Source organism: Natronocella acetinitrilica, assembly GCF_024170285.1.
In the GTDB taxonomy this organism is placed as follows: domain Bacteria; phylum Pseudomonadota; class Gammaproteobacteria; order Nitrococcales; family Aquisalimonadaceae; genus Natronocella; species Natronocella acetinitrilica.
The window spans coordinates 92,654-108,523 of sequence record NZ_JALJXV010000009.1; the positions used below are offsets into that span (position 1 = coordinate 92,654).

The 15,870-nt window shown below is 58.6% G+C and carries 16 protein-coding genes; 11 read left to right on the plus strand and 5 right to left on the minus strand.

The genetic code is table 11. The features are described 5' to 3' along the window. Positions 1-318 precede the first annotated feature (318 nt). Positions 319-2,514, plus strand: coding sequence for a lactonase family protein (locus tag J2T57_RS17585; protein WP_253482433.1), 2,196 nt, complete (start codon positions 319-321; stop codon positions 2,512-2,514). 225 nt (positions 2,515-2,739) lie between these two features. Here the strand turns inward: J2T57_RS17585 and J2T57_RS17590 are convergent, their stop codons facing one another. Beyond that, complete coding sequence (locus J2T57_RS17590; protein ID WP_253482436.1) at positions 2,740-3,432, minus strand: GntR family transcriptional regulator; 693 nt, start codon at positions 3,430-3,432, stop codon at positions 2,740-2,742. 254 nt (positions 3,433-3,686) lie between these two features. Here J2T57_RS17590 and J2T57_RS17595 point away from each other — a divergent pair, with 254 nt between their 5' ends. From J2T57_RS17595 to J2T57_RS17620, 6 genes are all read left to right on the plus strand, one after another. Further along, positions 3,687-4,463 carry an ABC transporter permease gene (locus tag J2T57_RS17595; RefSeq protein WP_253482439.1) on the plus strand — a complete coding sequence of 259 codons (777 nt, stop codon included), beginning with the start codon at positions 3,687-3,689 and terminating at the stop codon, positions 4,461-4,463. A 45-nt stretch (positions 4,464-4,508) separates the two neighbouring features. After that, positions 4,509-5,504 carry an ABC transporter substrate-binding protein gene (locus tag J2T57_RS17600; protein WP_253482442.1) on the plus strand — a complete coding sequence of 332 codons (996 nt, stop codon included), beginning with the start codon at positions 4,509-4,511 and terminating at the stop codon, positions 5,502-5,504. Positions 5,505-5,591: 87 nt separating this feature from the next. Then, positions 5,592-6,362: an ABC transporter ATP-binding protein gene (locus J2T57_RS17605; RefSeq protein WP_253482445.1), complete on the plus strand. Its 771-nt coding sequence runs from the start codon at positions 5,592-5,594 to the stop codon at positions 6,360-6,362. 49 nt (positions 6,363-6,411) lie between these two features. Beyond that, positions 6,412-7,230 (plus strand): alpha/beta hydrolase, encoded by an 819-nt coding sequence (locus tag J2T57_RS17610; RefSeq protein WP_253482447.1) that lies wholly within the window; start codon positions 6,412-6,414, stop codon positions 7,228-7,230. A 33-nt stretch (positions 7,231-7,263) separates the two neighbouring features. Continuing rightward, positions 7,264-8,247 carry an ornithine cyclodeaminase family protein gene (locus tag J2T57_RS17615; RefSeq protein WP_253482450.1) on the plus strand — a complete coding sequence of 328 codons (984 nt, stop codon included), beginning with the start codon at positions 7,264-7,266 and terminating at the stop codon, positions 8,245-8,247. A gap of 32 nt (positions 8,248-8,279) precedes the next feature. Next, a complete protein-coding gene (locus tag J2T57_RS17620) occupies positions 8,280-8,927 on the plus strand; it encodes an isochorismatase family protein (protein ID WP_253482453.1) in 648 nt (215 codons plus the stop codon). A 189-nt stretch (positions 8,928-9,116) separates the two neighbouring features. Here J2T57_RS17620 and J2T57_RS17625 read toward each other — a convergent pair whose 3' ends face one another. After that, positions 9,117-11,726 carry a hypothetical protein gene (locus J2T57_RS17625; RefSeq protein WP_253482456.1) on the minus strand — a complete coding sequence of 870 codons (2,610 nt, stop codon included), beginning with the start codon at positions 11,724-11,726 and terminating at the stop codon, positions 9,117-9,119. Positions 11,727-11,907: 181 nt separating this feature from the next. Between J2T57_RS17625 and J2T57_RS17630 the strand changes: the two genes are divergently transcribed. Then, complete coding sequence (locus tag J2T57_RS17630) at positions 11,908-12,543, plus strand: class I SAM-dependent methyltransferase (protein ID WP_253482459.1); 636 nt, start codon at positions 11,908-11,910, stop codon at positions 12,541-12,543. A 66-nt stretch (positions 12,544-12,609) separates the two neighbouring features. On the opposite strand, the gene J2T57_RS17635 is transcribed toward J2T57_RS17630, so the two are convergent. Next, positions 12,610-12,999 carry a hypothetical protein gene (locus J2T57_RS17635; RefSeq protein ID WP_253482462.1) on the minus strand — a complete coding sequence of 130 codons (390 nt, stop codon included), beginning with the start codon at positions 12,997-12,999 and terminating at the stop codon, positions 12,610-12,612. 87 nt (positions 13,000-13,086) lie between these two features. Further along, positions 13,087-13,275 (minus strand): hypothetical protein, encoded by a 189-nt coding sequence (locus J2T57_RS17640; RefSeq protein WP_253482466.1) that lies wholly within the window; start codon positions 13,273-13,275, stop codon positions 13,087-13,089. Between the two features lie 380 nt (positions 13,276-13,655). Here J2T57_RS17640 and J2T57_RS17645 point away from each other — a divergent pair, with 380 nt between their 5' ends. The 3 genes from J2T57_RS17645 to J2T57_RS17655 are packed head-to-tail and all read left to right on the plus strand — an operon-like array spanning position 13,656 to position 15,246. Next, positions 13,656-14,090, plus strand: a complete 435-nt coding sequence (locus J2T57_RS17645) for a phage tail protein (protein WP_253482469.1) — start codon at positions 13,656-13,658, stop codon at positions 14,088-14,090. Then, entirely contained in the window at positions 14,090-14,497 is a 408-nt protein-coding gene (locus J2T57_RS17650) for a DUF8453 domain-containing protein (protein ID WP_253482472.1), read from the plus strand. The genes J2T57_RS17645 and J2T57_RS17650 overlap by 1 nt, the downstream gene beginning before the upstream one ends. Positions 14,498-14,502: 5 nt before the next feature. Beyond that, positions 14,503-15,246, plus strand: a complete 744-nt coding sequence (locus J2T57_RS17655) for an FMN-binding negative transcriptional regulator (RefSeq protein WP_253482475.1) — start codon at positions 14,503-14,505, stop codon at positions 15,244-15,246. A gap of 44 nt (positions 15,247-15,290) precedes the next feature. Here J2T57_RS17655 and J2T57_RS17660 read toward each other — a convergent pair whose 3' ends face one another. Further along, positions 15,291-15,740 (minus strand): DUF302 domain-containing protein, encoded by a 450-nt coding sequence (locus J2T57_RS17660; protein WP_253482478.1) that lies wholly within the window; start codon positions 15,738-15,740, stop codon positions 15,291-15,293. Positions 15,741-15,870: the final 130 nt, after the last annotated feature.

Consider the following 15,870-nt stretch of genomic DNA (forward strand, 5'->3'; position numbering starts at 1 on the left):
TTGAGGGCAGCTGAAAAGGACGCCACATAACGCGTCGCTACAGTTCGCTCTGGTCCTTGGGCCGCCGCCCGACGGCACTGCTCGCCTAGATTCTTGGGGAGATCACGAAAACGGTGGACTGCCGGAGGTGCGTTTACATGGGTCAACTGTAGACTCATATCGCGCCTGGATTGTCATGAGCCCGGAGGTGCCCCTGTCTATGCGTCGGGTAACTTTCCGACACTTCACCATACTCCTCATTGTGGCATTCACACTTTCCGGATAAGCACGCTCCGGGCTGCCATCATTTCCAACTAAACATAATAAGGGGATGGCAGAGTGAATAGTCTGCTTGGACGATTTTCCGTCTGGGGGCTCTGCCTCCTGCCTGCGTTCGCATTAGTCGCTTGTTTTGGTGGCGGCGGCGGTGGTGGTGGAGGAGGGAGTTCAGGTTCCTCCGGTTCCTCCGGTTCCAGCCAACCCGCAGACCGTTTTGTAGTCTCTGGCAACGCTGACGGGACCCTCAGTATCCTGCGCGCCGACCCGGTCGCGGGATTCGCCAATGCGATCGCGTACCTCAGCGTCGGGGCCTTCCCCTTCCAGGACATGATCCACGACCCGGCAAACGGTCGCCTCGTGGCGCTCACCAGCACCGCCTTGCATGTACTGACTGTTGATGCGAACACGGGCGAGGTCACCGAAACGGACAGCCGGGCCACCAGCGGCAGCAGTTCCCACCTCGCCCTGAACAATGACGGTTCGGTGGCCTATGTCGCAAGCGGCTTTGGCCCGAACGTTAACCTCGACGTCTACACAATTGGCGGGGGTGGCACCCTGTCACCCTCGGTCTCCACCGCGTTGGCGGTCGATCCGGACTACGTGACACTGAACCCGACGGGCACCCGACTTTACGTGGTCAGCCGCACCGACGACCAGATTGTCATATTGGGCGTTAATGCCGATGGCAGCCTCGCGGCAAACCCCACAACGATCGACACCGACGTGAATCCCACCGCGCTCGTGTTCAACGCGGCCGGGACTGTCGCCTACCTGACACGTGCCGACAACTCCCAGGACAGTCTCGGCGTCTACGACGTCGATACGGACGGCGCATTCACTCTCAGAACGTTCTTTAATGTCGATACCAGTGCGATCGATCTGGTGCTCAGCGCGGATGGTGCGCACCTGTACGTCATCGTGGCTGGCAACAGGGAGATACACCACTTCAGTGTCGACAACGCCACAGGCGACCTGACCTTCGTCGATTCCTTCAATCTGGGCTTTACCCCGACCGACCTGACTCTGAGCCATACCGGGGCTGAGTTGTACATCAGCCACAGCGAGGGGGATGTCGTCTCGACGCTGGCCGTCGATGGATCCGACGGCACACTCACCCTCATCGACTCCGCCCGGGTCTTCAACAGCGCCAATACCGTCGCCGCGATCGGCGGAAACGGCGCACTTGTCCCAACCGCGACCTTCCTGCTGACGCCCGATCGATCCGGCCTCAGCATCTTTGAAGTCGGTGCGAACGGGGGGCTGAACCTGGTGGACAAGAAGAGCAGCCCGGAATCGTTGATCAACGGGCAGGTGGCGGTGCAGTACGCAGCTGAACTGCTGCTGGGCGCGGGCCGCAACGCGGATAGTCGGGATCTGCTGACGAGCTACGAGTTCGATCCTGAAGGTGGTAGCCCGGTCGTTGTCGACTCCGTGGATGCGACGGTCACAACGAAAACTTTCATTCCCGGCTTTCAGCGCATCGAACTGGGCCGGTCGGGCCGATTCCTTTACGTGCTTAACCAGGACGAAACGACGCTCTCAGGTTCCGTAAGGGCCTATGCCTACGGGGAAGACGGGTCGATTACGCCGACGGCGATCGATAGCGCTTCCGTCGGGGCGGGTCCGGAGAACCTGGCCCTGCACCCGGCGGGGCGGTATCTCTATTCGATGAATAGTTTCGGAGACACGGTTTCACGATTCCAGATCAATGCAACGGACGGCACGCTTACCAGTCAAGGCTTCGCCACGCCAGGCGGCACGGGCACGGGAGCAGGCAGACCGATTGAAATGAAATTCCATCCGAACGGCCGCTATGCCTATGTGAGTCTGCGAAACGACGGCCAGATGGTGCGCTACCTGGTGAACAACAACGGCCAATTGGAGAATATCAGTCGAACGAACCCGCCACAGGTCGACGGGGAAGACGCGCAGCCGGGTCCGATAGGCATGCACCCCAGCGGCCTGTATCTCTATGTCGGGGAAGAGAATGCCTCGACCGGCATCGCGATCTACGACATTGACCAGAATAACTACAACCTGGTCTACCGCTCGCGGGTCGCTGCGGACGGTATCCCGTCCTGGATCGAGGTCGATCCGCTCGGGCGGTTCCTGCATATCCGATATCGGGACGAGCGCGTACACGTGTTCACGATCGATAACGCCACCGGCGGCCTGACCGACACGGCGCAGATCGTCGACGCGGGTACTTCCGCGGGCTTCCTGCCCAGCATGACGCTGGTGACACCGCTGCTGTAGCAGGTCTCTGCGTATGGAGCTCGAGATCGTTTGCGTTAATCTTTTCCCTTTCCAGATGCGGATGATCGCCAGCGGGCCAAAGGCGTCTTCAAATGATGACTAGCGTCTCTGTTGGCCATGGAGCGTTCGATACCTTGATGTTTTAACGTAAAATTGCTGACCAGGCTGGTGCCTCAAGGTTGACTGCAAAACATAGGGTTGCATTCCGGAAAGCTGCTGAAATGGCTATTCGTCCGCAATGGCAAGACCGGTATCCTCGTCCTGCCGCCGCGATAGGGCGGCGAGCGTGGTAGCGCGGGCCTGCTCGAGATGCTCCTCGCATGCCTTTCTCGCCTCTCTCGCACCACCCATTGCGATCGCATCGGCGATCATCTGTATCTCGCCCGCCGTGTGCTCAAGCCGACCTGGCTCCGACATGGAAATGCCGCGCAGAAGCTGAATGCGGTTCTGCAGCCCCCGAACCGTCTGTTCGAGAACCGGATGGCCGCAACCTGCGACCAGAATCCGATAGAATTCATTCTTTCGCTTTATGGCCAGGGCGCATTGATCTGCCCGGATAGCTTCTTCGATTTGCCCGGCCACTTCGGCCAGTAAGTCGCGCTGCTCGTCAGTGGCATTTTCAACGAAGCGACTCGCTGCAAACGGCTCGAGCAAGCTCCTGACGTCGTAAAGTTGCCGCGCCTCCTCTATGTCGACACTGGCTACGCGCATGCCTCCATGCGGCTCGCTCGTGACAAGCTTCTCGGCCTGAAGCTGACGAAGGGCCTCCCTGATCAACGGGCGACTGACGCCAAGCCTCTCGCAGAGCTCCCGTTCAACAAGTCTCTGCCCCGAGAGCAGGTCGCCTTCGAGGATCTCCTGACGGATTGCGTCTTCCACTTGTCGACGGACAGGGGCTGTCACCCTCTCGATATGCATAGACTTCTCCAAGTTCCGCGAATCATGCCGCGTCGAGGCTCTGAGGTGGCTTTCACTATGTTCATCATGCGTCCCAAAATCTTGCGGTCAACCTAAAAGGCTGGTAAGACTGTCAGACAATCATACCGTCTAACAAGAATCGTGTTAAGCCGCGTCAAGCTTTTCGGCGTGCACATAACAAGCCCGAGCGTTTGCTGCCATTGCATTCGAGCGACTTCGGCGAAAACAACGTATTCACCCAGGCGAGGTAGACCGTGCTTGATTTTCGTAACAGGGAAGAAATCCCTCCTTTACAGTCCCGCATCATCCAGATCGTTACGGCCTTGGTGATTATCGGTGGGTGGGAACTGGCGGCGATGAACGCGAATCCGTTGCTGGTCCCGCGTCCGAGTTCCGTTGCAGTGGCGGGCTGGGAAATGCTGCTGAGTGGAGAGCTGCTTCGGGCCTTCAATCAGAGCTTCATCAGCTTCGGAACCGGATTTCTCATCTCGCTCGTGTTCGGTATTGCGATTGGTGTGTTGATGGGTGTGAGCAAGGTGATCGAGAAAATTCTCGATCCTTATGTCAACGCTCTCTATGCCATGCCCATCATCGCTCTAATCCCATTCATCATGCTCTGGGTGGGAATCGGGTTCGAGGCAAAGGTCATCATCGTCGTTCTCTTCGCCATCTTCCCGATCATCATCAGCACGGCGGCGGGCGTGAAAAACGTCGACAAACACTATCTGGATATCGGGGTAGCGTTCTGCGCAAGCCGCTATTCGATGTTCATGAAGATCGTCGCTCCGAGTGCGCTGCCGTTTGTAGCGAGCGGTATTCGGTTGGCGGTCGGCCGCGGGATTATCGCCATGGTGGTCGCGGAGTTCCTCACCGCCATCGCTGGCCTCGGGGGACTGATCATCAACTATTCCAATAGCTTCCAGACCTCAAAGGCATTCGTGCCCGTGATTGTGCTGGCACTGATGGGAATTGTGCTGACCTATTTCGTTCAGGTAATCGAATACAAGCTCGAGGCTTGGAAGCGAACCTGATTTTCGCAACGCGAGTGCTTGATGTACTAGGAAGGAGAAAGACCCATGCGCCAATACTTTAAGAACGCAGTTATCGCGGGTACCGCTGCAGCGGTGACCCTGTTTTCCGGAGTGTCCGCAGCGAACGATACAATCCGCGTCGGGATGCCCGAAGTCATGTTCCTGAATCTCACCCAGTTCGTGGCTCAGGAAAAGGGCTTTTACGAGAACGAAGGACTCACGGTCGATCTGCAGCACATCGCGGACAGTTCGATCCCCGTGCGAGCCATGATCGCGGGTCGTCTCGACATCGTCCAAACCGGTATGCCGGAAACGCTATCGGCTATCGACAAGGGAGCTGAACTCATCACCATTGGTGGTGTGCATACGGGTCTTCATTACTCCTTCTTCGTCAATCCGGATGCCGACATCGAAAGCATCGAGGACCTTCAGGGCAAGCGCCTGGGGATCTCGGGTCCGGGTACGCTCCCGCACGTGGTGATGGTAGCCATGATGCAGGCGGCCGGGATGACCGCGGAGCAGATTGACGATGTAACGTGGGTCTCTCTCTCTGGCTCGAGTTCCCGTCGCAACGGCATTGCCACTGGGGTGATTGATGCCACGGTAGCGGGCTTCAATCCTCGCGCCATCGCCGACCCGAACATCGACGTCAAATTCGATGTTCCCGGCACACTGCCCAACTATGTGATGACGCCTTGGGATGTCCGGGTCAGCTTCCTGGAAGAGAATCCCGATGTCGTGAAGCGTTTCATTCGTGCCGAACTGCTGGCCACTCGCTGGGTGTTCGAGAATCGTGATGAAGCGTTGGAAGTGGCGCGAAACTATTTCGACTACGACGATGACGAGCTGATCGCGTTCTACGACTTCTACAAGAACGGCATCTGGAATCCGAACGGTCGAGTGACGCCCGAGCAGGCTCAGTACATGCAGGAGTTGAACCTCGACGGCGGCATGCAGGATGCGGTTCACCCCGCCGAGCGCGTGCTTGATACCAGCATTCTTGAAGAAGTGCTGGCTGAAATCGGCGAGTACGAACACTAAGTTCGAGTCCATCGGGACGGTGGGCGCCAGGGTATGCGTCCCCTTGGTGTCCACCGTCCCGTTTTCATCAGCTGCCAGGTTAAGAGCATGCCAAAACTGCAAGTGAATCATCTCAGCAAGGTATTCGGAGATCCCAAAAACGGCGGTGTCGTTGCGCTTGACAACGTTTCAATGGATGTGACGGAAGGCGAAGTTGTCGCCATCGTCGGCCCGAGTGGATGCGGAAAGACGACCTTGCTGCGGATCATCCAGGGCCTGGAAACGAAATCTGACGGTGAAATCCGTATCGATGGACAGCCCACCAAAGGCGTCGGCTTCGATCGTGGGTTCGTTTTTCAGCAGTACGGGCTCCTGCCCTGGATGACCGCAAAGCAGAACATCACCTTTGCGCTCGAGCCAAAGAAGATTCCCAAACAGGAGCGCATTCGCAAGGCAAAGGAAGCGCTTGAGAAAGTTGGCCTGAAAGATTTCGAGGACTCCTATCCCCGGCAGCTCTCTGGCGGGATGCAGCAGCGCGTTGGTATCGCGCGGGCACTCGCCATCGAGCCCGATATCTTGTTGCTCGACGAGCCTTTCGGCGCACTGGATGCTCTCACGCGAGAGGTTTTGCAGAACGAGATACTGCGCCTCATCGAGGAAATGAGAAAGACCGTGATTTTTGTGACGCACTCCGTCGACGAGGCCGTTTATCTGGCAGACAGAATTGTTCTGATGTCGCCGAGGCCGGGCCAGATCAAGACGATTATCCCGGTCGAGATACCGCGTCCCCGGGCCCAGAAAGCTGAAGAAGTACGGGGCACGCAAGCCTACCAGTCCGTACGGCAAAATCTCTGGAGACAGCTGATGGAGGTGATGTAGGGGCTCCGCGCCGTCTTGTTTTCATACCATGCCCCGGAGACTGTCCCCCATGAGCGATCCATCAGATCACGAGTATCAGTTCAATCCACGCGTCGCTGTCGGTGACGTGGAGCCCTATACCCAACGTGCGACCGAGGCCAGTGCCACAGCGCGTCAGCGACTGACCGCCGAGTACGACGTCTCCTACGGCGATTCGCCCCTGATGACGTGCGATATTTTCCCGGCGTCGTCGGATGACGCTCCAGTCCACGTGTTTGTCCATGGTGGCTACTGGCGAGGCCGTGACAAGGCTGACTACAGCTTTCTGGCGGGCACACTCGTTCCGGAAGGCATTACGACGGTCGTGATCAACTATGACCTTTGTCCTTCCGTCACGGTTGACGTAATCGTCGAGGAAATCGGCATCTGCTTCGACTGGGTGAGGTCGCGAATGGGACAGAGTGCGAAGCGGCTTGTTGCGTCCGGTCATTCCGCTGGAGCACACCTTCTCGCCATGGCAGACATCAGGAGCCAGCGGGGGAAGGCCAATGCCCTGGGAATCGATCATGCCGTCTTGATCAGCGGTCTCTACGATCTTCGGCCTGTGCTCGAAGTCAGCGTGAATGAGACTATCGGACTCACCCGCGAATTCGCTTGCCAACTCAGCCCATCCCTGTATCCGCTCAGACCCAGTATGCCCGTTGACATTGTCGTAGGCGGCGCGGAATCCAGCTCGTGGGTAGGGCAATCCCGTGACTATGCCAGTCATATCAGCGCCAGGGGTGGGTGCCGGATACTAGAAGGGCATGACCACTATTCGATCATGGAAGAGTTTATGGTCCCGACGTCAGAACTCTCCCGACTTCTCATCGAGCGCTCCCACGGCTGACCCGGGCGCACTCTACACTAGCGGTATAGATCAATGATTGTTATCTCGGAAGCGGATGCACGCGAACTGCTGACCATGGCTGACGCGATCCAGACAATGGCAACGGCCTTTCGTGCGATCCATGCAAAGCACGCGGTCGCTTTCCCTCTGGTGCGCGAACAGATCAGCGAGTGCAATGCGGTCTTCGGCGTGAAGAGCGGTGCCTGCATCCAGGACGATACGCTGGGCTTGAAAGCCGGAGGCTACTGGGCAAGCAATAGTCAAAAGGGTTTGACGAATCACCAGTCTTCGACCGTCCTCTTCAATCCCGAAACGGGGCAACCACTGGCTTTCGTTGGTGCCAACTATCTGACGGCCCTGCGAACGGCGGCGGTTGCCGGCTTGGCGACCGATCGACTTTCGCGACCGGAGTCCTCGGTCATGGGCATCATCGGGGCCGGTACACAAGCAGTATTTCAGATCGAAGCGGTACTCGCGGTGCGCCCCATTAGCAAACTGATTGTGGCTTCACGAACCGAGGAGAGTGCCAGGCGGCTGAGCGAACAGGCACGACTGCTGGGCATCCAGGAGGTCACCATTGGATCGACCGTGGAGGCCGCCGAGCAGGCGGACGTGCTAACGACAATCACGCCAGCGAGGGAGGCTGTCGTTGAATTGGCGGCGGTGCGGCCAGGTACGCACATCAATGCCATGGGAGCCGACACCGCCGGGAAGCAGGAAATTGACTCATCGCTGCTGCGAGTCGCCCGGGTCTTTGTGGATGACTGGACCCAGGCAGCGGCTGTCGGTGAGTGTCAGCACGGCGTCAGTCACTGGAAAATGACACAAGGGGACCTGGCCGGGACATTGGGCGGGCTCGCCGCCGACGCCGTACCGGGGCGAGTCACCGCAGACGACATCACGATCTTCGACAGCACGGGTATGGCCTTGCAGGACCTCAGTGTTGCCCGGGTGGTTGTCGACCGAGCGCGACAACGAGGTATGGGTCAAGAGATCGTCCTGGAGTCTGCCAGTTAGCAAGTGTATGGATATTGCGGAGGGCGCAGTCGATGAATTCAGTGGCGTCGAAAACATGGGGACGGAGAGTCGGCTTCGGCGCTTCTCCCGCGTTGGTGGTCGTGGATTTCACGATCGCGTTCACCGAGCCGGGAAGGGCGCTTGGCAGCGACGTTTCGTCCGCCATTGCCGCTACCAATGACCTGCTTGACGTATCGCACGCCTCCAACTGGCCGGTGCTGTTCACAGCAATTGCCTATTCGGATCCGAACTTCGCCGATGCGGGAATGTGGCTCGCAAAAGTTGGCGGGCAGGAGGACTTGAGGGCGGGCAGTGACGGTGTCGACGTCGATCCTAGACTAAACCGAACAGCGCAGGACACTGTCATCATCAAGAAGTATGCGTCAGCCTTTTTCGGGACGGATCTGTCGAGTCGTCTTGTAACGAGTAATGTTGACACGGTCTTGATCACGGGTTGCTCGACGAGTGGATGTGTTCGTGCTACCGCCGTCGACGCCATCCAGCACGGCTTTCGTCCCATTGTCGTACGGGAGGCTGTGGCCGATCGTTGGGAAGATGCGCACAAGCAGGCCTTGAAGGATCTTGACGCCAAATATGCCGATGTCGTCTCGCTCCAGGAAGCTCTGGAGTACCTCCAGCGAAATTCCGGGATAGAGGGTCTCGTAGCGGCTCGCGACTAGGTGTGGACTTCCTCCTATGCTCGAATCATGGCGTCGGAGTGCCGCTGCACTGGGGGAAGTCCACAGGCGTTTCCGAACCGTCCGTGGAAACTGGGTAGAACCCGTTCGGAAGAGGAGTAGAACCCCTCCACCGGAAACCGTTGGTTTCGGATGGGACTAATCACGGGAATTCGAAACAGGTAACAGCCGTCAATAGGACCAGTGCGGCTGTTCGCCCTCGGTGATGAATACCGGCGGCTCGTCCGGCTGCTGCCCTGACGCCCTATAGAGGCTGCCATTCCGGTGGAACGCCACCCATGCACCATCCGGTGACCAGGTCGGGGATGTGCCTTCCGCCAGCGTGATGACGTCGCCGCTGCCATCGCGGTTGCGAATGCGCACCATCCCGTCGAGAACATAAGCCAGGCGCTCACCATCGGGCGACCAGGCCGGCTCGTTGGCATCGGCAAAGCCCGAGACTCGTCCGCGGTTGCTGCCGTCACGCCCCACGGTGTAGAGACGCACGCGCGTGGAATTCGGATCGAGGGACCAGTCCTCACGCACGCTGAAGGCCAGTTCCTCGCCATCAGGCGACCAATGTGGGTAGCGTTCCATGTCGTGGGCGCTCTCCGTGCCTGTCAGGTGACTGCCCTGACCACCGTCCGGTGTGGTTACATAGATGAGAAACGGGTTCGAGCCCTGGCCTTCCGCACGGCGGACGTAGGCGATCTCGTCGTGGACCGACCATGACGGTTCTGTCGCCGCGACGTCGTCGACATTGGTCAGGCGCACGGTTTGCTGATTCTCGATGGAATAGCGCCAGAGGTCGGAATTGAAGCTGGCGCCATCCACGAAGACGATCTGGCTGCCGTCGGGAGACCAGGCGGGGGCCGGACTGAACGTGTTGGTGCTGACCAGTAGCTGGGAATCGGACCCGTCCGGCCGGATGGTCCGGATGTTGCCGTCGTCGTGGAAGACGATGCGCCCGGGGATATCACCGAAAGGGTCGGAACTGCTGCCGAGAAAGAGGTTGCCGCCGCAGTCAATGAAGTCACCGTTGAATACGGGGTTGCTGTTGTCGGTGAACGTGGTCGTGCAGATTTCCCCGGCCACTGCGACCAGCAGGCTTTGTGGAAAGTCCGTCTGGTTGTCAGTGAACTCCGAATCGAACACGCGGATATCGGCCTCGTCGGCCCATGCAATGGCCGCCGAACCGTCGCTGCTATTGCCGGTGAACTGCGAATCGCGAACAAGAACATGACCGCCGGCGATCACGGGATCCCCGGAGAACTGTTCAATCTCCGCGTTGGTGCTGATCGTGACCGCACCGCTGACCGATGTGTTGTCCTCGAAAACCGAGTCGGAAATCCTGACGGTACCCACTTCCGACACGAACAGGGCGCCGACGAGGATCGCGCCACCCCGATCACCGCTGGCGTGGTTATCCGTAAACACAGTGTCATGAATCTCGAGGTCGTACGGTCCCTGGCGATTGGGTTCCTGACGAGCGTGTATGGCGCTACCGCCATGGCTGGCGCTCGTTCCGGCCTGTTGGTTGCCTTCGAATATCGTGTGACACACACTGATACCGGAGTTTGTCACAACGGCACCGCCCCATTGCCGCGAAAAGTTGTTGCGGAACTCGGAATGCGCGATCAGTACCGGACCAGTGGCCACCACGGCCCCGCCTCTGCCCGAGGTCAACAGGACCCGCGAGCCGGCCTCGTTGTTGATGAAGGCGGTGTCGTGCAGGACCAGCCGGCCTGTATGGCGCACATGGACCGCCCCTCCCTGGAGACGAAAACTGGGCCCGTTGCGAGCATTTCCATTGCGCAGCTCCAACCCGGAGAGAATGACCCGATCCGCCATCGGCTGCGCGTATAGGATCCGCGAGTTCTGGCCGGCATCGATGACCGCCCGGCTGCCGTCTTCTTTCTGGCCGATCAGCACCAACTCCTTGTCACCCTCGAATTGCCATTCGTCGCTCCCTTCATTGAAGCCCGTGGTGATATCACCCGTGATGGCGATGACCAGCCTGTCGCCGGCAAGCTCAGACGGGTCGGTCAGCGCGCCCACCATCTGCTCGTGGGTCTCGACCTTGTAGTGAATGTCGTCCTCGTCAATGTCGATTTCGAACCCGGTGCAGGCAACATCCGGCTCGAAGCCGGCGTCCGCGCCCGGCTCGGACGTCGGCAGCAGAATGCCGACAGGCAACGCGCCGATGTCCTCCGTAATCCAGATCAGCAGATCGATGAGCCAGCTGTCCAGATTCCTGCCAGCGTCAAGATGGCCTCGAAGCGCCAGCAGGTCGAAGCGTCCCTCCGCATCCTCTGGCGATGCAAAGGGATCGAAGGCGATGCCGATACGATTGCCGAGCAGGGCTCGCGCATCCTCGAACTCCATCCCCTGCTGCTCCATCAGCTGCACAATCGCGGTGCTGATTGGCGTGACCGAGCATGAGATCGCCGCGTGGCAGCGGGCCTCCAGGTGACCCGCATAGCTCGTGCCGTCGACAGCGCCACCGGAGGTTTCAACCGTATAGGGGCCAGGCTCATCGAGATCAGCGGAAAACAGGCCCTGCGCATCCGCAGTGATGGTTGTCAGGTGTTGCGCGTCGGGCCCGAAAACGTCAATTTCGGCGCCGGCAAGCGGGCCGTTGATGACCTGACCCGAGAGCGTGTTCCCAGAGCTCTCGGAAGGAGCGTCGGAACTGGCGCCATCGCCGCCGCTGCTGCCGCCGCCGCTGCCTCCAAGGCAACCGGTCAGAACCAATGCAGCGACTGCGATGCCGAGCATTTCGCTGTGTCTTGACCGAGCCATGTTGTGCACCTCGAATGTCAGTCATGAGGCCGAGCCTCGAAAGAGCAGTAGAAGCGCTGGTGAAACCCAGTGGAATAGTGCAAATGCACCATGCCACCGCATTTTCTGAAACGGATTGAAACTGAAGGGCGAGGAGTTGTTTACTACTTCCCTAGCCAGAATCTGAAATTCGGGGGCGGTTGTGCAGGGTTTCGACAGAAAGACGCATTGGCAAAACGTCTACGAGCAGAAGAAGACGACGGAAGTCAGCTGGTTTCAGGCCAGGCCTGCCGTCTCGCTGGACCTCATCGCCAACTGCTGCCTTGACCCAGCTGATCCGATTATTGATGTCGGGGGCGGGGCGTCGGTCCTGGTCGATTACCTGTTCGCGCAAGGGCACACGAATTTGACGGTTCTGGACATTTCCGGGGCTGCGCTGGCGGCATCTCGGAACAGGCTGGGGGCGAATGCCGGCGCCGTGAAGTGGGTCGAGTCAGACGTGACCACATACTCCCCTGAAATCCGTTATACGCTTTGGCATGATCGTGCAGTCTTTCACTTCTTGACAGACGCTGAAGATCGTCGGCGCTACGTCGAGACACTCAAGAATGCTCTTCGCGTCGGTGGGCATCTCATCCTTGCGTCATTTGCAATCGGTGGGCCTGAAAAATGCAGTGGCTTGCCAATTGTTCAATACGACGCCAGAAAGCTTCAATCGGAGTTTGGCCCAGGCTTCGAATTGGTGGAAGAACGAGCCGAGAGCCACGTGACTCCAGCGCACCGAGTGCAGGATTTTGCATACTTCCGCTTTCGGCACATCGAAGAAAAGGGCAGCTAACGCCAAGTGCAGGGGAGGAAAAAGTAGTGCGCCGCGTGCTGTTTTTGATTTCCCCTGAAGCTTTTTTTAAGCCCTTGCTTCGGCGCAAACCCGCTTATACCCCACCATCTGCATGACACCAAATGCGCCAACCATTGTCGCGATGAGCAGCGATACCACCGTACCTTGAGGCGAGGTGATAACAAAGCCTAGGCCAACCAATACGAGAGTTCCAACGACCCATAGGAAATCGCCAGCGACAAAATATAGGATTTCAGGGCAGAGTGGTTTAGCCCGCTGGCTAGCAAATACGAGGTGAAAGCCATTGAATAGCAGCACGGCACCGAGTGCAGGGACAACCCAAGCGAGCGGGTTCCCAATATAGTCACTTACGGGACCAGCAAATGCGATGAAAATAACACCAAAAATAATGCAAGACGAGGCGTGTAAAAGTAGTGCGGTTTTGAGAAAGTTCATGCATTTATCTCCTTGCATGATTTAAATGGCTTAAGGAAGCGCTCAGGATTCCCCGTCCTTTGCCGGCGCAGCGCGCCAGCGGTGGCTTTACTCCTCGGTCCTGTTTCGGTGATGGGCATCGTCCCCGTCAAGTGACATGCGGATGAGGAACTCGCCGCGTTCGCCGGTGATCAGCCCTGGTCCATCAGGCATCTGGTCGGGATGCAATGCGGTGTCGCGTGGGCTATCAGGGGTTAGTCCGCAGCCCACAAGCATGGCGCTCAGAATGAGCGCCATGCTTGCTGGGATCCACCGACCTGCTCTGCTTCGAAATGCAATGGGCCTCGACTGTTTCGTTTTCAGAAAAATATTTCAGTTAATTTGGATAGTGTTTTTAAAGGCTGTAGCAGCTATTTATTGTTTGCCAATTCATATTGATCGGGTCCGTTTATTTTCTCCATTGGAGGTAATACTTACTCGGTTTTCCACAATGGATGGGCACAATATTTCTGCCTTCCAACGTCGCTAAACCGGGGAGTGCTTCGTTGGCGTGGCCGATGCCGCGGCGTAAGCTATAGGATTGGAAATAAAGCGGCTGTCGGCTTGCGGGCGCCTGTCGCAGAAGGTATGTGTCCCGCTGGCGATGGCCCCACCGCCGTGCCATGAGGGAGGTTCGCATGTCGAGGAATGATCCTTTCGCCGCCACCAGGTTCCTGCTGGAGATCGACGGTCTGGTCCCGGCCGGGTTCATGACCTGCACAGGGTTGGAAAGCTTCACTGAAATCATCGAGTACCGCGAGGGCAGTGACCGCGCGACTCTACGAAAGCTCCCCGGCTTGCACAGGCACGGCAATATCGTGCTTAGCCGGGGCGTGACGACGAGCACCGAACTGGCTGACTGGTACAGAACCACCCTGACTGGGCAGACAGAGCGGCGAAATGGTGCCATCGTGCTGATGGATGACGCTGGCGAGCCTGCTACTCGGTGGGAGTTCCGGGAAGGGTGGCCATGCCGTCTTCAGGGGCCTGATCTGCACGCCATGGAGAGCGCGGTTGCCATCGAGACGCTGGAAATCTGTCATGAGGGTTTGCAACGGGTCGGAGGGCGGTAATGCCAGGACCGTTGCGACGCCGGCTTGAAGCGGTAACTGACGGGCGCCCGGATGTCGTGCTGGATGTCCTGTTCGACGATGGGTTGTTGTATCTGACTCTACAGAACCTGGGGTCCGCTCATGCCCATGATGTGCATGTGCGCTTTGACCGTAGCATCCGGGCGGTGGAAGGCACCCGGGATATAACGGCACTGGAGATCTTTCGGGATCTTGCATTCCTGCCCGTCGGCAAGCGCATCGAGGTTTTTCTCGATACATCGGGGAACTTCTTCGCGCAGCAAGGCGATACTGAATTCGTCGCGCATATCCGTTTTCATGACGCCACAGGCAGGCAGTACCAGCACCGCGCGAGACACAACCTGGCAGTGTATCGGGATCTCGGCTACGTCCGCCGCTCACCCGTTTGACAGGCATGGCCGAGAGTTATGGCCAGCGTGGTGATGGGACTAATCGGCTGGCCAAGCGGCGACGCAGCGCGTCCGCGAAGATTGGGATAGGAATCGGGGAAATGTACCTGCCTGAGCATTTCGAAGAGACGCGGGTTGAAGAGCTTCACCGCATCATTGCCGAGTATCCGCTTGGCACCCTCGTGGTCAATGGGCCGTGCGGGCTCGACGCCAATCACCTGCCCTTTGAGTTGGACACCAGCGCCGGAAAGCACGGGCGGCTGATGGCGCATGTCGCGCGCGCCAAACCGGTCTGGACAGAAGCCAAAGACGGCGATGACGTGCTGGTGATCTTTCGCGCTGCGGACGCCTATATCTCACCGAACTGGTATCCCAGCAAGCATGAGTTCCACCGGCAGGTACCGACCTGGAACTACCAGGCGGTGCATGTTCACGGAAAGGTCAGCATTTTGGACGACGAGCGGTTCGTGCGGGGTGTTGTCGCGCGGCTGACGCGTACGCATGAGGCCAGAAGTGAGTCAGGCAAACGCCCATGGAGGATGACCGATTCGTCAAAGGACTACATTGACGCCAAGTTGGCGGCCATCGTCGGTATCCAGATCGATATCGAGAAGATGATCGGCAAGTCCAAGCTCAGCCAGGAAAAGGAAGAGAGAGACCGCATCAACGCGGCCGAGGAACTGCGCAAACGCGACGAGCGGATTATTTCGAAAGCAATGCTGGAGACTACCGGCAAGAAGGGCCGATAGTCTCCGGGAAAACTGCCTAAACAGTCACTGCCTATGTTCCAGGCCTATTGCCCTGCAGCGTGGGTCGCAAAGCGGTTCAACGCTCCGGATACCTGCTCAAGTACCTGATCGCAGCCCACCAGACCATGCCGATCAGCCAGGTATTCGGCGTCGTTGTAGCCGATGTAGACCGTGCCGTCTTCTTCCCATATCAGGGCCTTCATGGGCAGGTCGATGGCGACACTGCGGCCGCACTCCATGAGCCGGGTGCCAACCTCGGGGTTGCCGAACATCACCAGGTAGGTTGGGTCCAGTGTCATGCCGGCGCGCTCCGCTCCCGCGGCGTGATCGACCTCGCCGAAGACATTCATGCCGGCTTCGTCCAGCGCGGACAGCAGCCGCTCCACCGTGGTGTCGAGATCGTGCTCGCTCTCGACGGCTGTGAGCCCGTCCGCTGCCTGGGCCGAGCCGATCATCGCTGCTGCGAGGGCAACTGATGTGAGGAATCGTTTCATGGCTTGCTCTCCCTGTTACTTGAACCATTGCGACAGGTACGCCGGCGGATCGTTCGAACTAGATCGAACGCTCTATGGTTGATTGTGGGACCGCCGGCTAGCATCAGAGTCGGAAAAAATTGCCATGGAG